The sequence below is a fragment of the Cohnella hongkongensis genome (assembly GCF_042654645.1).
GTDB lineage: Bacteria > Bacillota > Bacilli > Paenibacillales > Paenibacillaceae > Cohnella > Cohnella hongkongensis.
Map to the genome: position 1 here is coordinate 22,892 of NZ_JBHSEP010000005.1, position 22,068 is coordinate 44,959.

Below are 22,068 nucleotides of genomic sequence, written 5' to 3' on the forward strand. Positions count from 1 at the left end.
AGCAGTCGCTGCGATCCAAATCGTTTATTGGGAACCGCCTTTTCAAAATAGGTGAAACCGTGCGGCGTAACCGAACGTACAGTATAGAAGCATCGATCGCGGGTGAGGGGAACCCGCCGAGGAAAGGGATGGCTGATATGAAATGCAACGTCGCCGTCATGTGCATGCATGATTATTTGGACGGAGAGCTGGCGCGCGAGGATATCCTTCAGTTGCAGCAGCATCTGCGTGAATGCCCCATGTGCCGTTCCCGTTATGAAGCGTTGGAGCGCACGGATGCGCTTGTCAAGGCTCAGCCTATAGAGAAGGCTCCGGAAGACCTCGGAGACCGCATTATGAAAGCTCTGCCCGGTTCAAGACGCCCTGCGGCGTGGACCTCCTGGGTCCGTCGCCACCCGGCTGTATCCGCAGCGGCCATCTTCCTGGTCGTTATGCTGTCCAGCTTTGCGTCGATGTGGAATCAAGGCCAGGAGCTTTCGATCTCGGGACCCGATCTGGAGCATGTCGTCATCGAAGGGAAAAAAGTAATCGTACCCGAAGGGCAGAGAGTATCCGGCAATTTGACGGTCGTGAACGGAGACGTGCAGGTGCTGGGCGATTTGGACGGCGATCTGACCGTGATCGACGGCCATTTGACGCCGCTGGCGTCCACCGCGCATATCGCGGGCGAGATCAAGACGATCGACCGGGCGGTCGACTGGTTCTGGTACAAGGTGAGCTCCTTCTTCGGCACGCTCGCTTATGGCCAATAAGACAGATTCGACGGCATCCGACAGAATGCCTCGAACGACCTCAAACCGGGCAATAGGAGCCTCTCCGATGTCGGGGAGTTTTTTTTTGTGTAAATGACAGGATTTCTGGGCAATAGTAGAGAAGATAATTAGGGTTCGAGGTTATGCGCAATTTCGACATCAATCGTCGCAACTAATCCAGCGCCGGGACGGGGGGTCGCGTCTTGGACTATTTTGCCGGGCTGACATTGCAAAATTCGATCAAGGACATCATCGATGTGCTGATCGTGAGTTACATTATTTACAAAGTGCTGATGATGGTGCGGGGAACGCGAGCCGTTCAGCTGCTCCAGGGGATCTTCCTGCTGGTGCTCGTCTGGGCCGTGAGCAACCTGTTGAACCTATATACGCTCAAGTGGCTGATGAACCAAATGTTTACCTTCGGGGTCGTGACGGTGCTGATCATCTTCCAGCCGGAGCTGAGAAGAGCGCTGGAGCAGATCGGGAGAAACAAGCTATTCCATCGCTCTTCGCCGGAGGAGCAGGACGTCAGCCATCGGGTGAACGAGGTCGTTAAGTCCGTTAATTATTTGGCGCGCCGCAAAATCGGGGCCCTCATCGTATTCGAGAGGAATACCGGTCTGAACGATTACATCGAATCGGGCATCAAGATGGAATCCAAGCTTAGCTCCGAGCTGCTCAGCAACGTATTCGTTCCGAATACGCCGCTGCACGACGGAGCCGTCATCATACGGAACGGGCTGATCATGGCTGCAGGCTGCTATCTGCCTTTGTCGGAGAACCCGTTCATCAGCAAGGAGCTGGGAACCCGCCACCGGGCGGCTATCGGCATTACCGAGGTGTGCGACGCGATCTCCGTGACGGTCTCGGAGGAGACGGGACAGGTGTCGCTTGCCATCAACGGGCAGATCGTGCGGGACATTAAGGAAGAGTCGCTGATCTCCAAGCTGTTCGAGGAGCTTCGTCCGCAGTTCAAATCGAAGAGCACGGATTGGGCGTTCTGGAAGCGGAAAGAGGGTGGCAACCGTGGATAAATGGTTAAACCATCCTACGATCGCCAAGTTCGTCGCGCTGGCCCTCGGCATTCTGATGTGGGCCGTCGTCCACTTCGATCCGGACGAATCGTCGCCGAACAATGTGGCGTCGCTGTACGATACGAAAGTGATCGAGGGCGTGACCATTCAGCCGTACGGACTGGACGAAAGAAACTTTGTTCTGAACGGCATGGAGCCGCTCAAGGTCAATCTGACGGTCCGAGGGACGAAAAGCGATCTTAGAGTCGCCCAGACGAAGGATTACCGGATTCGGGTCGATCTTAGAACAGTGGGCGAAGGTCAGCATACACTGCCACTAGAAGAAAATTTGCCTAAAGGCATTACCTCCGTATTTCTCTCGCCTTCGACGGTCGTGGTCAGCATCGAGGCGCTGCAGACGAAGGAGTTCGAAGTCGCCATTCAGACCAAGGGCAGCCCTGCGACAGGCTACAAGGTCGGAACGCCGATCGTGAAGCCGGGCAACCGGGTGCACGTCACGCTTCCGAAGAGCCAGATGGCCGAAGCGGAAAGCGTAGGAGCGACGATCGAGATTGACGGCGAGAAGGAGACAATCAAGAACAAGAGCGTCAAGCTCGAGGTGTACGACAAGCAGGGCAAGCCGATCGAAGGCGCGGTGATCGATCCGGCGGTGCTCGAGGTCGAGGTGCCGATTACGAATCCGTTCAAAACGGTGCCGCTGCAGTTCAAGACGGTCGGGCGCATGCCTTCGGGGCTGGGCATCGCTTCGTTCAAGCCGGACGTCGAGCAGGTGACGGTGTACGGCCCTCAGGACGCCCTGGACCTGATCGAATTTATCGAGGTGGAGATTCCGCTCGACGACGTGAGAAACTCGGGGAAAATTACGGTGCCGCTTAAAGTGGAGCCGCCTCTGATCGAGATTTCGCCGGAGGCGATCGATATCCAGATCGAGGTGCTGCTCTCCACGACGCGGAAGCTCGAAGGGCTTCCGATCGAGCTGATCGGCTTGGGAGAAGGGCTGATCGCCCATATTATCGAGCCGGCTACCGGCAAGGCTGACATTACGATTCAAGGCGCTCCGCAGACGCTGGACCGGCTGAAGCCCGGAGACGTGGACGCGATCGTCGATCTTAGCGGAAGAGGACCCGGGGTGTACACGCTGCCCCTTGTCGTCAGTCTGGAAAGATTCATGGAGCAGATCGGCGGAACGAGCAGCATTACGGTCGAGATTATCGACGAGGCGGCGCAGGAGACTTCCGCCGACGGGGAAGACCAGGAGGAGGAGGAAGGAGCGCCGGAGGAAAACGAAAGCCCTCCTCCGCCGGAAAGTAGCGAGACGCAGGAGCCTCCGGTATAGAGGAGAGACGCGAGGCCCGGGCAACATCAGGACAGAAGGAGCAGGTATTGAGAGATGGGGAAATATTTTGGTACGGACGGCGTGCGCGGGGTCGCCAATCAGGAGCTTACGCCGGAGCTGGCTTATCGGATCGGGCGCTGCGGAGGCGTCGTGCTGGCGGGCAAGGTCAAACGCCCTAAAGTGCTGATCGGGATGGATACGCGCATCTCGGGTCAAATGCTGGAAAGCGCGCTGACGGCGGGGCTGCTGTCCATCGGTGCGGACGTCGTTCGCCTCGGCGTAGTCAGCACGCCTGCGGTAGCCTACTTGACCCGGACGATGGGAGCGGATGCGGGCGTTATGATCTCCGCCTCCCACAATCCGGTAGCGGACAACGGGATCAAATTTTTCGGCGGAGACGGATTTAAGCTTCTTGACGAGACAGAGGCGGAGATTGAACGGCTGATGGATGCGAAGGAAGACGAGCTGCCTCGGCCGATCGGCGGAGACATCGGCTCGGTGACGACCGACGGCCAGGCCAAGCGCTTGTATCTCGATTACTTGAGATCGACGGTCGGCCATACGTTCGAGGGCGTGAAGCTGGTGCTGGATTGCGCTCACGGCGCGGCCTACGAGCTGGCTCCGGATGTCTTCCGGGCGCTCGGCGCAGAAGTGATCGCCTACGGCGCGGAGCCGAACGGATTGAATATTAACGAAGGCGTCGGCTCCACGCACCCGGAGATGCTGGCGGCGAAGGTCAAGGAACACGGGGCCGACCTGGGACTGGCGTTCGACGGGGACGCGGACCGGCTGATCGCAATCGACGAGAACGGAGAAGAGACCGACGGCGATTATATTCTGTGCATCTGCGGAGACGCGATGAGGCGCGCCGGCAAGCTGGCGAAGGATACGATCGTCACGACAGTGATGGCGAACATCGGGTTCTTCAAGGCGGCCGATCAGCTCGGCCTTCGCACGGCCAAGACGGCGGTTGGCGACCGGTATGTCATGGAAGAGATGGTGAACGGCGGATACAATCTGGGAGGCGAGCAGTCGGGCCACGTCATCTTCCTCGATCACAGCACAACGGGCGACGGAATTTTGACCGGGCTGCAACTGCTCGATACGATCGTCGCGTCCGGCCGCAAGCTTAGCGAGCTGAAGCGGATGATGCGCAAGTACCCGCAGGTGCTCGTAAACGTGCGCGTGGCGGATAAATCCCGCTACCCGGGCAACCAGGCGATCGCGGCGGCCGTCTCGGCGGCGGAAGAGGCGCTGGGAGACAACGGGCGCGTGCTCGTGCGTCCTTCCGGCACGGAGGCGCTCATCCGCGTCATGGCCGAAGGGCCGGAGCGGGAGGAGATCGAGCGCCACGTCGCTTCGATCGTCGAGGTCGTGAAGGCAGAATTGGTGTAGAAGCGAGCGGCTGCGCCGATGAAGGCGGCAGCCTTCTGCTTCGACCTATAGAGGGCGTTTCTTCCGAACGGGGGGACGCTCTCTTTTTATGCGCGCCCGGGAGGACTCTTGTCGCTCCTCTCTTCGCGATTGCCATGTAGAATAAGCTCATTTCCGGGGAAATCATGACGCCCAAGTTGCATCCTGCTTGCAAAACGAATAAGATATAGGAATAGATTCCGGAATGGAAGGGCAGGGTAGAGAAAAATAGGCAACAAAAAGCGCCAGAACTTGTGGAAAGATGACGAAACGCGGAAGGGCAAAGATCAGGGGCGGGAAAGCTGATCCGAGCGGAAAACTTCGGCGGAGAGCCATACGGAAGCAAGTTGACGAGGTGGAGGTGTTCGAAACGTTCGGCGGGGACCTCCCGGCTCATCATCGGAGCCGACAGCCGGAACTCAAAACGCTCAGGGCAACCGGGCGAACAAAATTCCGGCACGATGCTTATGTCGTTGCCGCCCCGAAGGCGGAACGATTCAGACCTGTCCGGCGGCCTGCGAACCGGCCGCTTGAGGGGTATCATGCGAGAGGATGGAGAGCAGGACTCCTTTATTTAAGTGATTCAGAAAGTATAAAATTCGTTATCCTTCTCTGAATCCCCTCCGACATAAACGTGATCCCGCCGATCCTAAGGACGGCGTAAGCCGTTTATGCTTGGTGATTCAGAAAGTATAAAATACGCTATCCTTCTCTGAATCCCCTCCGACAAAAACGCAATTCTGCGTCTAGAGGACGCCGAACGCGTTTTTGCTTGGCTCGCTTAATCCAGGCGACCGTTCTCTCGTCCGATTCGTCTCCGACAAAACGCGGTTCTCAAACTCGGGGACGTTGAAGGCGTTTTTGTCAGGAATACGGCATGTGCCGCTCGTTCGGCCCGGTTGCGGGTACTCGGAAAGTGTCGAGAACCTATAAACGGAGGCTTATATAAATATGTGCGGAATCGTAGGATATATTGGATATCGGGAGTCTCAGCCCATACTGATCGAAGGGCTTAAGAAGCTGGAATACCGGGGATACGACTCTGCCGGCATCGCCGTGCAGACGGAGCAAGGATTGGAGGTCACGAAAACGGTGGGCCGACTGGCCAACCTGGAGAGCCGGCTGAGCGGAGATCCGCTGCGCGGAACGGTCGGGATCGGGCATACGCGCTGGGCGACTCACGGCAAGCCGTCCGACGTCAACTCCCACCCGCATACGGACAATACGTTGAAGTTTTCCGTCGTGCATAACGGCATCATCGAAAATTATTTGGAGCTTAAAGAAGAGCTGGTACAGGCGGGGCATCGTTTTCTGTCGGAGACGGATACGGAGGTGATCTCGCACCTGATCGCCGTCGAGTACGACGGGGATATCGTGAGAGCCGTTCAGCGCGCGGTGAAGAAAATGCGGGGCGCATTCGCCCTGGGCGTCTTGACCGAGTACGAGCCGGACCGACTGGTTGCGGTGCGCTACGCCAGTCCGCTCATTATCGGCGTCGGGGACGGAGAGAAGTATATCGCCTCGGATATTCCGGCGATTCTGGAGCATACGCGCGACATTTACATTCTGAACGACGGCGAGATGGCCGTGTTGACGCGCGACGCGGTGGAGCTGCTGACGATCGAGGGGAACTTTATCTCGAAGGAAATTTTTCATGTGGATTGGGATCTGATGACGGCGGAGAAAGCCGGCTTCGACCACTTTATGCTGAAGGAAATCCACGAGCAGCCGAAGGCCTACCGCGATACGATGCTGGGCCGAATCAGCGACGACGGGCGTTCCGTGGAGCTGCCCGAGCTGAACATGACGGCAGAGCAGCTGAAGGGCATTCGCCGCGTGCATATCGTCGCTTGCGGGACGGCGCTGCATGCCGGGCTCGTCGGCAAGAACGTCATCGAATCGCTCGTACGCGTGCCGGTCGAGACGGATGTCGCGTCGGAGTACCGCTACCGCTCGCCGATCATTACGCCCGACACGCTCGTCATCGTCGTCAGCCAATCCGGCGAGACGGCCGATACGCTGGCAGCTCTGCGCGAAGCGCAGCGGTGCGGCGCCCGGGTGCTGGCGATTACGAACGTCGTGGGCAGCTCGGTCGCGCGCGAAGCCGACGATGTGATCATCACCTTGGCGGGGCCTGAGATTGCGGTAGCCTCCACCAAAGCGTATTCGTCGCAGCTGATCGCCTTCTTCCTGTTCGGACTGCACTGGGCGCAGACGGTCGGCGCGCAGGACGAAGCTGCGATCGCTCGCGTGCTTGCCGCAATGCAGTCTTTGCCGGAGCAGGTCGAGAGCATTCTCGCCCAGGCCGAGACGATCAAGGAAGTGGCGGAGTCGATCTCGCACCACAGCAGTCTGTTCTTCATCGGACGCGGCGTCGACTACGCGGTGGCGATGGAAGGCTCGTTGAAGCTGAAGGAAATATCGTACATTCATTCCGAGGCTTACGCGGCGGGCGAGCTTAAGCACGGGACGCTGGCGCTGATCGAGGAAGGCACGCCGGTTATCGCGCTGCTCACGCAGGAGGAACTGTACGAGAAAATGCTTAGCAACATTAAAGAAACAAAAGCCCGCGGCGCCCACGTCCTCGGCATCGTCAACGAAGGCCAGGAACAGGAGGCCGCCAAGTCGGTCGATCGCCTCTTCGCGATCCCGCGCACGCTTCCGCTGCTCACTCCGGCTCTGTCGGTCGTTCCGCTGCAGCTGCTGTCCTACTACGCATCCCTCGCGCTGGGGCATGACGTGGATAAGCCGCGGAACTTGGCTAAGAGTGTTACGGTGGAGTGAAGTGCGGCACCGGTAGAGCAGTCCGTCCTTTAAGTCTGCCACTCATCAATTAAAGTTACTAAGTCGAACGATTTTCAGGAATCACTCCTGATTTTCGCTCGGCTTTTTCTTTAGAACAGGAGGAGAGCGATCTAGTCAAACGAAAAATCTTTAACGCCGTAAATCTCTTGCCTCATCAGGCCCTCCTCAAATATTTCCTCTGATTTTTTCAATCTTGCCCTTTAATAATATTAAATTCATAATTGGATATTGAAATATCAAATATAATTATGGTAATATTAGTATGGGATGTTTTTGGTAATGAAGGAGGACTTCAAATGGGCAAAAGTATTCGCGAGGTACAGCAAGTGTTTGAACGTACTTTTCCTGATAAGCAGACAATTCCTTTTGCCGAGGCGAAGGCTCTTCTGCAATCCTTATCTGATGAGCAACTAGAGAACGAAGACGTCGAGATGTTTCTTGAGATTATGGGTTTCCAGAATATCCTGCACAATGAGCAGTCCAAGGAAGCAAACGAAGAACCGAGTATTGATGACATTTTAAATATGGAATGGAAGCCGGTCTCTGACCCGAAGGTAATGGATAACTCATCCAGTCAGAGTGTTTACTCGAAAAATACTATCCTACTGAAAGGGTACCATGAGACTCGTAACGATCTAGAGTTCGAACAGCTAGTTGTCGATAACATGAAACTTGTTCATAAGTTGGCCTCGAAGTATTTAAGATATGCCAATCACCAACATTCCTATGATGACCTAGTATCAGAAGGTACGATAGGGCTAATGGACGCTATTAGAAAGTTTGATGTGACCAAGGATGTTCAATTCTCGACTTACGCTGTTTGGTGGATACGGCAACGTATAATACGGGCTATCGTCGATACGGGAACAATGATTCGAGTGCCGGTACATATGTTTGAACTCATTCAGAAGATCCGGCGGGAAGAACAAGCTTACGAAGTGGAGAATAACATCCCTGACCAACAGACGATAATTATGAAACTTGGCATTTCTGCAGCCCAATACGAGCGAGCTAAGATCGTTGAGCATCAGGTGTTAGGGATGACGTCCACCGAACAGAATATTTCGGAGGATGGTCAAGAGTCGGAACTAAGTCAATTTATAAGTCTGGAGACGCATCGGTTATTGGGCGAGTACAGTAAAATCTATTTTAATCCTGCACTTTTGGCAGAGCAGCACGACTTGAAGAAGCTGCTTCATGAATTGATACGCACTCATCTCAAACCACGAGAACAAGAGGTTATTCTGGAACGGTTCGGTTTTGGTGATTGCAAACCGAAAACACTCGAGAAAGTAGGGGAACAGTTCGGAGTAACGCGCGAGAGAATCAGACAGATTGAAGCCAAGGCATTGAAGAAATTAGCAAATAAAATGAGAAAAAGGGCAAACCGCGATGACTACTACTGGCCAGAACCAATGGGAGGTTGACAGGATGAACAATTATAAAAGAATCGAACAAGATCTCTTGCGAATGATGCAGGATTCGAACCAAAAGGTGCTTTTTGTATTCAAAGGGTTTCCAGCTTCATTTTTCGAAACGATGCCTTTGCGCAAGCTGATTCCGTATTCAGTTACAATTTCAATTTATGAGCTCGATCAAGCCAAAGCATCGATTCTGCCGGAGATGTTCCAATCGATTCACCAAATCAATCAGGCTGCTTGGTGCACCTATGAGGAATATCAAGTCATAGGAACAGAAGTACTGTCCCTTTACTTCAATATTATGATCTATGAAAACAATGTTTATCACCGCACCTTTCCTTGTTTATATAGTATACCTGCCGCGGAGAGGTTATTTATCACTTATTTCGAGGATGAGAATTCCACAGAAGAGCCTGAGCAGGATCCGGACTTTGAAATCTTTCAGAAATATTATGGAACGTTAAAGAAAATCGATAATAACTGGTTTATTGTATACGCTGATTCCGAACCGGCGATTGATTACTATTCAATTCCCGACCTCGAGCTTCAAGAGCGCAAGTTGGCAAATGACGCCACAGCAGAACTTGAGCTTGTAGAAGAAGAAGATGTACTGGTTGGACTAATAGCACGAGTGTTATCGAATACAGCAACTGAGCAACAAGAAGTTCAGATCTCTTACACGGGAGATCTAAGTGTATCAATTCATCGTTATCGCGAGCGAATTCAGCTTCTACAAAGCCTACTTCCTCATATTTCGTTCGTACTTACTACCAAGACGACATCACTTGTACCTCAGCTATATGAGACAGAATATTTGCGCGTACTCGAGAAGTACTGGAATTATACGAGTTTCCGCAACTTACGAATGTACAAAGATATTCATGATCCTGAATTTAAGAAGGAAACGGTCTTTATTCCTCAAAGTCAGGTCATTGACAGCATCGTGCAGCAGGCTACATTAGCGCATCAGGGAGAGAACTATCGCGACATCTTCGTGACCTCTCCAACCGGTGCAGGCAAATCGGTTATGTTTCAAGTACCCGCTATTTACCTTGCTGAAAAATATGGACTAATGACCATCGTTATCTCTCCGTTAATTGGTTTGATGACGGATCAGGTACAAGGTCTGATGGAACGCAATGTGCACATGTCCGCAACGATTAATTCTGAAATTACGCCGGTTGAGAAGATGGGCATCATTGAACGGATTCGGACAAGAGAAATTTCCATTCTCTATATTTCGCCAGAGACGCTACTTAGTCGCTCCGATATTGCGCAATTAATCGGAGACCGAGAGATAGGTCTGTTCGTGATCGACGAGGCACATATCGTCACAACATGGGGGAAAGCATTTCGCTCGGACTACTGGTATTTGGGGAGTTACCTCCAGCGCCTACGCAAGAAGGAAATGCAGTTCCCCATTGCTACCTTTACTGCAACTGCAATTTATGGCGGAGTAGAGGATATGTACGCGGAAACAAGAGACAGCCTGAATCTCATTAATCCCATTAGCTACTTTGGATATGTGAAGCGAGATGATCTGGAGGTTCGCATTAAGAAATCCAGTCAGTCGAAGGAAAGGTTTAAGGAATATCTGGAGGATAAATTTAAGGTGCTTGTATTCAGGTTAGAACAATACCTCGCCAAAGACGAAAAAACGCTTGTTTATTTCCCCACAGTCGGATTAATTAATCAGTTTCATGAATTCACCAAGATCTTTGCGAGCGAGCGATTGCGTCAACATCTTTCGTCTTATTACGGTCCTCTCTCTAAAGATCTCAAAAACGGAAACTACAAACGGTTCAAGGAGGGTGAATCGCTAGTCATGCTTGCAACCAAAGCGTTCGGAATGGGTATCGATCTACCCGACATTGTGAATGTGTACCACTTCGCCCCAACTGGGAATGTATGTGACTATGTTCAGGAGATTGGACGTGCTGCAAGGGCACTGGAGCGGGGATACGCTTATTTTGATTTCTTGCCCAAGGACTTCGTTCATGTTAATCGACTGCATGGAATCTCGACAATTCGTAAACAGCAACTAGTTCAAGTGATGGCAAAGGTTGTTCAACTTATTAACGAAAATAAGCACAGCAGCAATGTGCGTCATCTTCTTGTCAATGCGGAGGAATTTCGATATATATTCCAGCAAGGCGCCGAGGCTAGTGATGAAGTCGATAATAAGCTGAAGACAGCTTTATTGATTATCGAGAAGGATTTTAAAGCCAAAATGGGGTACTCGCCTATTATTGCTCGTCCGAGAAGTGTATTTGCAAAAGAGTACTTTATGATACAGAAAGATCAAGAGCAGCAAATTCTGGAGCGATACGGTAGATACTTTAAAAAGGTTGCTGAAGGACAAAAGACGGCGTATGGCAATATCTACACCTGTGATATGAAGAACTTGTGGGAATCGCGGTTTCAGAGCTTATCATTTCCTCAATTCAAATATAAATTTCATTCGAAAGATGAGGATCTAGGACTTCCTTTTTTAGTTAATCTTCTGCCCGTCTTACAGCTAGAACTTGTGCTTAAATCAGTACACCGTGATCAGTTCACGAATGAGCTGAACCATCAATTAGAGCAAATCGCGGATATATTCGGCGCATATGCCAAGGAAAGAAGCTACTTCTCCATATCAGAATTTGCGGCAGAGCTGAAGAAGAAAATAAAGGGCGATAAATATTTTTGTGAAAATCTGGCCTCAATTCTGATTCATAGTGCGGACCATTATGATCGGATTATGCAGAAGCATTCCAACTTCTATCAGCGATTTATGAAGTATAGCGAATCGAAGGAGAAATACTCCATCCAGAACAGTGGGTATGCGGGATTTCTGGATTGGATCAAGATTGAATGGAGACAAATCCTCAACCAAGGACAGCAAATCAATACCGAACCAAGTCACGTTACAATGTTCTTGCCGAAGGTAAACCCCGAGAAAGTAGAGAAAACATTTATTCTTCTTGGTATACTAGAAGCTCTGGGCAATTTGATCTATCGCGTGAATGGCGGGGATAATCCCGAAATATTCCTTCGTATCAACTCCCGTATGCAAATCGAACGCAGCATACAAAACCCAGCGAGATATATAAACTATATTTTGGAGAATGTAAAAGAAAGGCATTACCTATCGGTGGCGATGTTAACCCACTTATTCGAAAATGAAGTGGATAACGATCGATTCTGGGAATACATTGAAAATTATTTTTTAGGAATAATTCCGGATGAGGTTTTGGCCAAAACCGGAAATTCTAGGTCCTAAACTTATCTTTCATTGAATACGCCATGTAAGAAAGAAGGTGATTGAGTGATTGAATCGTTTTGGAATTTATGCTTGCTTCATGAGATTCATTCAAGGGATCAGCTTTTGCGGGAGGCGATTCGAGTGAATCGCACCCGCCAGTCGATTGAGCGGCATAAAACTATCGAATGGGAACAGGAGGCGAGCGCAGAGGAGCTATTCCAATGGATGAAAGAGCAAGTCGGTGAACGGGAGCTGGGGCATTTCCCTGGGGATCGGGATCTATTCCGCCGACTGTACCATGCGGGCAAAGAACTAGACCTGCTGGAGTATGCATTACGCACGCTGCAGCAGGATCGAATAACCGGGACGCTTATGGCACATCCCGGAATCATGGAACGCTTTATTGAAATGTGCACCCAAAGCCAGTTTAGCTCCATTCTCATAACAGAGACGGAGAAGTTTCTTCAAGGTCTATACGAGACGAAATGTTACATGCGTGGTCTTCACGTCACGTTGTTGTCGGAAAACTATATGCTCTGCCGTTTACTGAAAATATACTTTGAACTGAATCCTCGGATTACCGTAATTCAAGGGAGTATCTACCAACCGTTGCAAATGGAAGAGAGATTCGACGCGATTCTGTCCATTCCAAACTTTGGTCTAAAGCTTCAGGATGATGATGAAATTTCTATTCGAGAATCGGAGGGGGCAGCTGTCAGTTTCCTGCTGCCAGTACTGCAGGAGAGAGGCAGACTAAGCGTGACTTTCCCGTCACGCATGATGTTCCAAGGGGGAGCAATCGCAAGCTGGAGACAAGAGATGAACATGGAAGCACCAGTTCAATCAATTTATACACTTCCAGATGGCTTGTTTAGGCCGTATACCTCGGTTAGGACATATCAGGTGGAATTCGGTAAGGAAAGTCCACGAGAGGTTCGGATAGGAAGATTAATTATACGGAAGCACAATCTGGAGATTGACCGGGAAGTGATGATTCATCCGGATCAGTTCCAGCTATGGGACAATTGGAGGATCGATCTGCTGATCGACGAAGATCAGGAGAAGTTGCGCTCGTTCCAACAGGCAGCCATGCCGAAGGAAAAGCTTCGCAACATGGCGGATATATTCCGCGGGAAAGCAATCTCGAAGCAAGAATTGAAGACAGGCAAGATTAGAGTGTTGAATATTTCTAATTTGGAGGATGGCGAGGTTAAGTTAGAAGGGCTGGAGACTATCGATGAAGAAGAGCGTAAGGTGAAGCGTTATGAATTGCTTCCCGGTGATCTTGTCATGACATGCAGAGGAACCGTGATTAAACTCGCCATCTTCCCCGCCAGTGAAGAAATGGTGATTGCCTCCGCCAACATTATCGTACTTCGGTTTAAGTCGAGTGTATTGGCTCAATTTGTAAAGGTTTTTTTAGAGAGCCCGACAGGGATGGCCTTTATTCAAAGCTTCCAGCGGGGAACAACGGTCATGAACTTGAATCCTTCAGATGTTGGAGAAATCGAAATTCCTACGCTACCAGAAGAGAGGCAACATCAGTTAGTTACTCATTATTTGGCCGAGAAGAAACGATACAAAGCTATTATTCTAGAAGCCCACGCAAGATGGGAACAAGCGAAACAAGAAGTATATCAAAGAATATTTAAAGAGGAGCTTGCTAATGGCAACAGCGAACTTGGGTTTTGAGGAAAAATTATGGAGCATGGCCGACAAACTGCGCGGAAGCATGGATGCTGCGGAGTATAAGCACGTCGTATTAGGCCTGCTTTTCCTTAAATACGTATCGGATGCTTTTGAAGAGAAATATGAAACACTGAAGAATGAGCCCTATGCGGATCCTGAAGATCGGGATGAATATGTGGCCTCCAACATATTCTGGGTACCGAAGGATGCTCGTTGGAACCACATTAAGAACAATGCAAAGAAGCCGGAGATCGGTCAAATCATTGACCAAGCGATGATCGACATCGAGAAAGAGAACGTATCGCTGAAAGGTGTCTTGCCAAAGGATTATGCTAGACCTGCCTTAGATAAAACGCGTCTTGGTGAAGTTATCGACTTGTTCTCATTCAAGGTAGGCGATGAAGATAGCCGCTCTAAGGATGTTCTTGGTAGGGTATATGAATACTTCCTTAGCAAGTTTGCCAGTGCTGAGGGTAAGAACGGTGGCGAATTCTATACACCGAACAGTGTTGTCCGCTTGCTCGTTGAAATGATTGAACCATTTAAGGGACGCGTCTATGACCCATGTTGTGGTTCAGGCGGTATGTTCGTCCAGAGCGAGAAGTTCGTCGAAGAGCATCAAGGTAAGCTTGGTGATATCGCAGTATATGGCCAAGAATCTAACCCGACGACCTGGAAACTATGTAAAATGAACTTGGCGATCCGCGGTATCGACAGTAACTTGGGCGAACATCATGCGGATACCTTCCATAATGATCTTCATAAAAACTTGAAGGCCGATTACATACTGGCTAATCCCCCATTCAACATTAGCGATTGGGGAGGCGATCGGTTAACGGAAGACGCCCGTTGGTCTTATGGTATTCCGCCTGCAGGCAATGCTAACTACGCATGGATTCAACACATGGTGAATAAGCTGGCCCCAAGTGGCGTAGCAGGCTTCGTCTTGGCGAATGGCTCGATGTCTACAAGCACGACAGCGGAACTCGAAATTCGGAGCAAGCTGGTCAATGCGGATTTGGTGGATTGCATTGTTACGCTCCCCGGGCAGTTGTTCTATTCGACGCAAATTCCAGTCTGCCTCTGGTTTATGGCGAAGAACAAGGAACCAAGAGGACTGCGCGACCGTTGCGGAGAAATCCTGTTCGTTGATGCCCGCAAAATGGGTCAAATGGTCGATCGTACTCATCGTGAACTGACTTCAGAAGATATCAAGAAGATAGCAGATACATACCATGCTTGGCGCGGGCAGGCTGAAGCTGGGACATATGAGGATGTGAAAGGCTTCTGCAAAGCTGCTAAGCTTGCGGAAGTGCAGGAGCATGAATATATCTTGACGCCTGGCCGATATGTCGGTATCGAAGATGTCGAAGAAGACAGCGAGCCGTTCGAGGATAAGATGGCTCGGCTGACATCTGAGTTGGCGGAACAATTCGCTAAATCGCGGCATCTGGAAGAAGAGATTCGCAAGCGGCTTGGGGGGATTGGGTTTGAGTTTTAATGTTCTAGATGAGTCCTGGGAGTTAAGAACAATCGGAGATCTTGTGTCTGCTAAAGAAGCAGACATTCAAACAGGACCGTTTGGTACAATGCTTCAGGCTAGTTCTTATGCGATTAATGGGACTCCGGTAATTGCAGTTAAAGACATTGGGATTAATAAAATAATTCATGGGAATTCGCCATTGATTAATGATGCAGATACTGAAAGATTATCTAGGTATAAGCTGCTTCAGGGAGACATTATCTTTGGACGAAAAGGTGCAGTGGATAGAAGGGCATTAGTAACGGTCAAAGAAGAGGGTTGGATACAAGGGAGTGACTGTATACGGATTCGCTTTACGTCACCAAAGATTGATCCAATCTTTGTATCATACTTTTTGGGGACAAAATTTTATATTAACTGGATTCTAAGCAATGCTCAAGGAACGACAATGTCATCCTTAAACCAAGAGATACTTAAAAGGGTGCCACTTCCAATACCCTCAATAGAAGAACAAAGAAGGATAGCATCTGTTCTACAAGTAATAGATGAAAAGATTGAACTAAACAACGCAATCACCAAAAACCTTGAAGAAATGGCGCAAGTCCTTTTCAAACGTTGGTTTGTAGATTTTGAGTTCCCGAATGAAAACGATGAACCGTATAAGTCCAGCGGCGGAGAGTTTGAAGAAAGTGAACTGGGGTTGATACCGAAGGGGTGGAGTATTTCGCTATTGGAGGAATTTTGCTATTTAAGTACAGAAGGGGTAAAGCCTTACCTGTCGGCTGATGATGTATATGAGCATTATAGTATCCCTGCTTATGATGAAGGTAAAATGCCTGTATTTGAATTGGGTTCTGAAATTAAGAGCAATAAATATAAAGTGCACAGAAACTCAATTTTAGTTTCAAAGTTAAATCCCGAGACTAAAAGAATATGGTTACCCTATTGTATAACTGAAAATGCAGTTTGTTCTACTGAATTTATGAACTATTTGCCCAAAGATCAAGACAGTTTTGGATTCTGTTATTTAATATTTAACTCAGAGTCGTTTAATCAGTTTCTAATTAGCAACACAACGGGATCCACTAACAGCCGACAACGAGCAAAACCGAAAGCAACCCTTAATTATAAAATTGCCACAGGCAATAGGTCACTCATTAGACTATTTAGTAGAACTGTAGAAGCTATATATAAGCAGGTATCTGAATTCCGCTTACAGAATAAGAAGTTGGCAGATACTCGAGACACATTGCTGCCGAAACTCATGTCGGGCGAACTTAGAGTGCCTCTTGAGAAAAATTATAAGTTTTCTGTAGAATCTTCACTAGCAGCCGAAAGCAAAGCACAATACTCCACTACCTAAACTAAGGAGGTGCAACCATGGCCCTGTACACCACATCCTATACCGAGAGCGACTTGGAACAAGCTGCTCTGGAATGGTTCGAAGAACTGAACTACAACAAAGCCTACGGTCCGGAAATTTCACCTGAAGGAGAATATCCGGAAAGACTGTTCTATCAGGACGTCATTCTGAAAGAACGCCTACGTGAAGCGCTTATTCGTATCAACAAGCATCTGCCGCGAGAGGCCATTGAGGAAGCGATTCGGATTATTGAAGTGCCTCGAAGCCCGAGCTTGATGATCAACAACAAAGCGTTCCAGAAAATGATCACGGACGGCATTGATGTTCAGTATCGGAATGGCCATGGCGATTACCCGACCGAGAAGGTTTGGATATTCGACACGCATCCGGACCGCGTGGACAATAACGATTTTCTAGCTGTGAATCAGTTTACGGTCATTGAGAACCAAGTGGATAAGCGCCCGGATGTCGTGGTGTTCGTCAATGGCATTCCGATTGCGGTTCTGGAGTTGAAGAGCGCCTCCAATGAAGAAGTGGGAATCAGTGATGCTTACAATCAGATGCAGACCTATAAAAAGGCGATTCCGTCCCTTTTCACGTACAACTCCTTCATGGTCATCAGTGACGGAGTTAATGCCAGAGTAGGCACGCTGACGGCAGACGAGGAGCGGTTCATGATGTGGCGCACCATTGATGGTGCGGATGTGGCTTCCTCCTCCCTGCCGCAGCTCGAAGTGTTAATCAAGGGCATTTTCGAGAAGAGTCGTCTGCAGGACATCATTAAGCATTTTGTACTGTTTCAGACGGATGGTGAAAATCTATTCAAAATATTGGCCGGTTACCACCAGTACCATGCCACGAATAAGGCGATTGCCGCTACGGAAAGAGCGACACTGGAGGATGGCGACCGCAAGATCGGTGTCATCTGGCATACGCAAGGCTCGGGCAAGAGTCTTTCTATGGTCTTTTACGCCGGCAAACTGGTATTGACACTCGATAACCCAACGATTGTTGTCGTAACGGATCGTAACGATCTCGACGATCAGTTATATGCGACCTTCAGCAAGTCGAAAGATTTGCTCCGTCAAACCCCGCAACACGCCGAAGACCGAACTCACTTAAAACAGCTGCTTTCGGTGGAATCAGGCGGAATTATTTTCACGACGGTTCATAAGTTCGCGCCTGAAGAAGGCGAATCCAAGTACCCTGTGCTCACGGATCGCCGCAATGTCATTGTGATGGCGGACGAAGCGCACCGCAGTCAATACGGTTTTCAAGCAGAGATAGTCGCATCGGATGAGGAAGCAAGTATCAAGTACGGTTATGCGAAATATATGCGGGATGCATTGCCGAACGCTTCTTACATCGGATACACCGGAACTCCGGTTGAATTGACGGATAAGAATACCCCCGCTGTTTTCGGTGATTATATCGACATCTACGACATGACCCGGGCTGTGGAAGATGGTACAACCGTCAAGATTTACTATGAGAGCCGTATTGCAAGGCTGGAGCTATCGGATAAGGAGCGTCCGGTTATCGATGAAGAGTACGAGGAAATAACAGAATATCAAGAGTACACTCAACAAGAGAAGCTGAAGTCCCGATGGGCGCGGCTAGAAGCACTTGCTGGTTCGGAGAAGCGCATCAAGCAGATCGCTAAAGATATGGTTGAACATTATGAGCAACGCAGAGGTGCGATGTTCGGCAAAGCGATGATCGTCGTTATGTCGAGACGTATTGCCATCGATCTCTACAAAGAGATTATTGCTCTTCGTCCGGACTGGCACAGTGATGACGACAACGAAGGCAAAATCAAAATCGTCATGACCGGAAGCTCAAGCGACCCGGCTGAATGGCAACCTTATATCGGAACGAAGCGGCGCCGGGAGCACATGGCTAAACGAATGAAGGATTTGAACGATCCGTTGGAGATCGTCATTGTTCGCGATATGTGGTTGACCGGATTTGACGTACCAAGCATGAGCACGATGTACATCGATAAACCGATGAAAGGTCACAACCTGATGCAGGCTATCGCTCGCGTCAACCGCGTATTCCGCGACAAGCCGGGCGGGCTGATCGTGGACTACATCGGTATTGCAGATATGTTGAAGTCGGCACTAAAGGAATACACTGAAAATGATCGCAAGACTGCGGGGATCGACACGGATCAGGCTGTTGATGTCATGCTGGAGCGGATTCAACTCATTCGTGAACAGTTGCAGGGGCACGACTTTTCAAAATTTACATCGGAGAAAGCTTCAGAGCGGATGCAGGCAATCGTCGAGACAGTAGACTATGTGCTTGGACTTGGCGACCAAGGCAAACGGAATTTCGCCAATTGGACTACAGAATTGGCCAAGGCCTATGCGTTGTGCGCTACGACAGAAGCTGCGGAATCGGTCAACCTGGAAATCAGCTTTTATAAGGCCGTAAAATCCGGCATCGTCAAAATCATCACGACTGAGAACAAGAAGAAAACGACAAACGAGCTAGATGCGGAGCTGAACCAGTTGATCTCAAAGTCGGTCATATCCGATGAAGTCGTCGATATTCTGGAAGCAGTTGGCTTGCAGAAGCCGAACATCGCGATTTTATCGAATGAATTCCTGGAGCATGTCCGGGGACTGAAGCAGAAGAACCTCGCCTTCGAATTGCTAAGAAGGCTCCTTCAAGGCAAAGTGAAGGCTGTATCCCGTACGAGCATCGTTCAGTCGAAGAAATTCTCTGAAATGCTCGAGGAAGCGATTCGTAAATACAATAATCGGACTATTGAGACAACTCAGGTCATTGAAGAGCTGATCCAGATGGCCAAAGAGGTGAACGCTGCCGTCAAGCGCGGCGAAGACCTCGGGCTTATCAAGGAGGAGGTAGCCTTCTACGACGCGTTGGCTTCTAATGAATCGGCGAAGGAGCTTATGGGGGATCTGGCTCTCAAGCAGATCGCTCACGAGTTGACCCAGGCTATCAAGAACAATATCAAGGTGGACTGGACTCTTCGGGAGAATGTCAGGGCTCAGATGCGGATTACGGTTAAAAGACTGCTGAAGAAATACGGGTATCCGCCTGATCTTGAAAAAATGGCAATCGATTTGGTGCTTCAGCAGGCGGAGTTAATGGCTCAGGGAGAAACAGAAGAGTTTAAATACTAAACAACATGAGCGTAGAACAGAAAGATGAATTGATCTGTACTACGCTTATCTTTTTTAGTAGGAGCATACATGCTACAAGGGATGTGATTGTAGTTGGCATACACACTTTGTTTATCTGGCGGTGGGTTTAGAGCTACATTGTTTCATTTAGGAGTTATTCGACGTTTGTTATTCTTGGACGTATTCGATCAAATCGAAAGAATAAACTCCGTATCAGGTGGCTCAATTGCTGCTGGTATGGTTATGATGGAATTGTCCAAGGGAACCTTTAAATCAACAGTGGATTTTGATCAGCGAGTAATTAAGCCCATAATACGTTTTATCCAAAAGTCACCAAGAAATAACATTTACAGACTAGTGCCTTTGCGCAAGGATCCAATGAAATTTGCAGATCTTCTTGATAAGGAGCTATTCAATAGAATAGCTTTTAATGAGATCACAAGGCGTCCAGAATGGGTTTGCTACGCAACATCCCTTAATTCAGCTTTTTCATGGAAGTACTCACAAAATGAAATTGGGGATTCTTCAATTGGTCACACTCAACCCACTAAGCAAGACAGAGTATCTTTAGGTGTTGCAGCTTCGGCTTGCTTCCCTCCTCTATTCAAGCCTATGTCATTTAATACGAATAATCGAAGTTTTCGTTATAAATATGTTGAAGGGAAACTAGTAGATCACAATAATCCCTCACCACCGGGAGAAATACTCCTTACGGATGGTGGCGTATACGATAATCTTGGTTCAGAGTCGGTATTAACAAAAGGCAGCTCTTTTATTATTTCTGATGCTTCAGGAATAACTCGCAATTGGAGACACAGAAATCCTGCAATTATGGAAGAAATAAAACGACCAGTGGATATTGCTATGGACCAAAACGGAAAACTCCGTAGAAGGTTGATTTTTGATGCATTAATCAAGTCGAAACAAAGTGTACTAATTGAATCAGCGAAGTTGATTACAACTTATTCAAGCAAAGAAATTCCACAGTTTGAGTCCCCTACAAAAATTGAGGACATGCCCGTCTATCCAATTTTACAAAGGGACTTGGAAATAGCGATTGGGGAGATAAGAACAGATTTAAATGCATTTCATGATATTGAGATACAATTGCTTATTTGGAATGGGATGGCGAAAGTGGATGCTGCACTTAAACGATGGGTGCCATCAATTATCAATGGAACTCAGTGGTCACTTGTTCCTCAACTACAAGGGATTGATCAAGATACAGCGCTAAAGATTATGCAGGCAGGTAAACACCAAAAACTATGGGGAACATTACACAAAGAATTGCATCTAAATCCGGATCGAAAATTTATTGATCAAATATCGGAAGTACTTTGTTAAAGTGAAAAATTACAAGGGGAGAAAAGATTATGAGCGTCATTAAGTCCTTTTCGGTAGGTAACGGAGATATGTTTTATATTAATCATAATTCTGATAATTTCACGGTGATTGACTGCTATTTATCGGAAGATAATAAGGAAGAAATCACCGATGAAATATATCGGCAATTAAGAGATAAAGGGATATCAAGATTTGTCTCTACACATCCAGATGAGGATCATATAAGAGGGCTAGAATATTTTGATGAGAAATTAACAGTTGCTAATTTTTACTGTGTGAAAAATGAAGCGACGAAAGAGAATGGCTCAACAGATTTCAATAAATACTGTGAGATAAGGGATTCATCTAAAGCCTACCATATATATAAAGGATGCAGCCGAAAATGGATGAATCAATCAGATGAAAAACGAGGAAGTTCTGGTCTTTTTATTTTGTGGCCAGATACCAATAATGAACATTTTAAAGAGCAACTTAAGAAAGCTAAGAATGGTGAAAGTCCGAATAATATATCTATTATTATGAAGTATTCATTGCAAGAAGGAGTAAAAGTTCTGTGGATGGGAGATTTGGAAACTGACTTTATGGAAAAAATTAAGGATGAGGTTGATTGGCCCAAAGTAGATATATTGTTTGCTCCCCATCATGGGAGAGACAGTGGGAAAATCCCTAGTGATATTCTCAACAAGCTTGATCCTAAAATTATTATTATCGGTGAAGCACCGTCAGGCCATATTAATTACTATAGCGACTATAATACAATTACTCAAAATTCTGCTTGGGATATTACATTTGAATGCTTGACTAAAAAGGTTCATATTTATGTTTCCAATCCAAACTACAACGTTAATTTTCTAGACGATGAATCAGTTGATACGTATGATCACTACATTGGAACATTAAATCTTTAAAACGTATGAGTTTAATCGGTGTTTAGTCTAATACTTTATTTTCTGTACAGTAGTTTTGAAGCTACACTAACCAGCATGGCAACCAGAAATATCTCTGGCTGCCTTTTTCAATCTCATT

General features: G+C 48.4%; 13 protein-coding genes. All 13 read left to right on the top strand.

Going from position 1 to position 22,068, the window contains the following annotated elements:
• Positions 1 to 137 precede the first annotated feature (137 nt).
• The 13 genes from ACFO3S_RS09055 (at position 138) to ACFO3S_RS09115 (ending at position 21,950) form a co-directional block, all read left to right on the top strand.
• On the top strand, positions 138 to 752 hold the full coding sequence (locus ACFO3S_RS09055) for a zf-HC2 domain-containing protein (RefSeq protein WP_378094573.1): 615 nt from the start codon (positions 138 to 140) through the stop codon (positions 750 to 752).
• Positions 753 to 955: 203 nt separating this feature from the next.
• A complete protein-coding gene (gene cdaA, locus ACFO3S_RS09060) occupies positions 956 to 1,786 on the top strand; it encodes a diadenylate cyclase CdaA (protein ID WP_378094575.1) in 831 nt (276 codons plus the stop codon).
• Positions 1,779 to 3,122: a CdaR family protein gene (locus ACFO3S_RS09065; RefSeq protein ID WP_378094577.1), complete on the top strand. Its 1,344-nt coding sequence runs from the start codon at positions 1,779 to 1,781 to the stop codon at positions 3,120 to 3,122. The genes cdaA and ACFO3S_RS09065 overlap by 8 nt, the downstream gene beginning before the upstream one ends.
• 54 nt (positions 3,123 to 3,176) lie before the next feature.
• Positions 3,177 to 4,517: a phosphoglucosamine mutase gene (glmM, locus tag ACFO3S_RS09070; protein ID WP_378094578.1), complete on the top strand. Its 1,341-nt coding sequence runs from the start codon at positions 3,177 to 3,179 to the stop codon at positions 4,515 to 4,517.
• A 969-nt stretch (positions 4,518 to 5,486) separates the two neighbouring features.
• Positions 5,487 to 7,319, top strand: coding sequence for a glutamine--fructose-6-phosphate transaminase (isomerizing) (gene glmS, locus ACFO3S_RS09075; RefSeq protein ID WP_378094580.1), 1,833 nt, complete (start codon positions 5,487 to 5,489; stop codon positions 7,317 to 7,319).
• Between the two features lie 317 nt (positions 7,320 to 7,636).
• On the top strand, positions 7,637 to 8,767 hold the full coding sequence (locus ACFO3S_RS09080) for a sigma-70 family RNA polymerase sigma factor (protein ID WP_378094582.1): 1,131 nt from the start codon (positions 7,637 to 7,639) through the stop codon (positions 8,765 to 8,767).
• Positions 8,768 to 8,771: 4 nt separating this feature from the next.
• Positions 8,772 to 12,026: a DEAD/DEAH box helicase gene (locus ACFO3S_RS09085; RefSeq protein ID WP_378094584.1), complete on the top strand. Its 3,255-nt coding sequence runs from the start codon at positions 8,772 to 8,774 to the stop codon at positions 12,024 to 12,026.
• A gap of 123 nt (positions 12,027 to 12,149) precedes the next feature.
• Complete coding sequence (locus ACFO3S_RS09090) at positions 12,150 to 13,700, top strand: restriction endonuclease subunit S (RefSeq protein WP_378094586.1); 1,551 nt, start codon at positions 12,150 to 12,152, stop codon at positions 13,698 to 13,700.
• Positions 13,675 to 15,198 (top strand): class I SAM-dependent DNA methyltransferase, encoded by a 1,524-nt coding sequence (locus ACFO3S_RS09095; protein WP_378094588.1) that lies wholly within the window; start codon positions 13,675 to 13,677, stop codon positions 15,196 to 15,198. Before ACFO3S_RS09090 ends, ACFO3S_RS09095 begins: the two co-directional genes overlap by 26 nt.
• Positions 15,188 to 16,543 (top strand): restriction endonuclease subunit S, encoded by a 1,356-nt coding sequence (locus ACFO3S_RS09100; RefSeq protein ID WP_378094590.1) that lies wholly within the window; start codon positions 15,188 to 15,190, stop codon positions 16,541 to 16,543. Before ACFO3S_RS09095 ends, ACFO3S_RS09100 begins: the two co-directional genes overlap by 11 nt.
• A 17-nt stretch (positions 16,544 to 16,560) precedes the next feature.
• A complete protein-coding gene (locus tag ACFO3S_RS09105) occupies positions 16,561 to 19,698 on the top strand; it encodes a type I restriction endonuclease subunit R (RefSeq protein WP_378094592.1) in 3,138 nt (1,045 codons plus the stop codon).
• Between the two features lie 93 nt (positions 19,699 to 19,791).
• Positions 19,792 to 21,042 (top strand): patatin-like phospholipase family protein, encoded by a 1,251-nt coding sequence (locus tag ACFO3S_RS09110; protein WP_378094594.1) that lies wholly within the window; start codon positions 19,792 to 19,794, stop codon positions 21,040 to 21,042.
• A gap of 29 nt (positions 21,043 to 21,071) precedes the next feature.
• A complete protein-coding gene (locus ACFO3S_RS09115) occupies positions 21,072 to 21,950 on the top strand; it encodes an MBL fold metallo-hydrolase (RefSeq protein WP_378094596.1) in 879 nt (292 codons plus the stop codon).
• Positions 21,951 to 22,068 lie beyond the last annotated feature (118 nt).

Excerpts from the sequence above, each read along its gene's own strand:
- ACFO3S_RS09055 (WP_378094573.1), top strand. The coding sequence starts at position 138 with ATGAAATGCAACGTCGCCGTCATGTGCATGCATGATTATTTGGACGGA.
- glmM (WP_378094578.1), top strand. The coding sequence starts at position 3,177 with ATGGGGAAATATTTTGGTACGGACGGCGTGCGCGGGGTCGCCAATCAG.
- glmS (WP_378094580.1), top strand. The coding sequence starts at position 5,487 with ATGTGCGGAATCGTAGGATATATTGGATATCGGGAGTCTCAGCCCATA.
- ACFO3S_RS09080 (WP_378094582.1), top strand. The coding sequence starts at position 7,637 with ATGGGCAAAAGTATTCGCGAGGTACAGCAAGTGTTTGAACGTACTTTT.
- ACFO3S_RS09085 (WP_378094584.1), top strand. The coding sequence starts at position 8,772 with ATGAACAATTATAAAAGAATCGAACAAGATCTCTTGCGAATGATGCAG.
- ACFO3S_RS09095 (WP_378094588.1), top strand. The coding sequence starts at position 13,675 with ATGGCAACAGCGAACTTGGGTTTTGAGGAAAAATTATGGAGCATGGCC.
- ACFO3S_RS09105 (WP_378094592.1), top strand. The coding sequence starts at position 16,561 with ATGGCCCTGTACACCACATCCTATACCGAGAGCGACTTGGAACAAGCT.
- ACFO3S_RS09115 (WP_378094596.1), top strand. The coding sequence starts at position 21,072 with ATGAGCGTCATTAAGTCCTTTTCGGTAGGTAACGGAGATATGTTTTAT.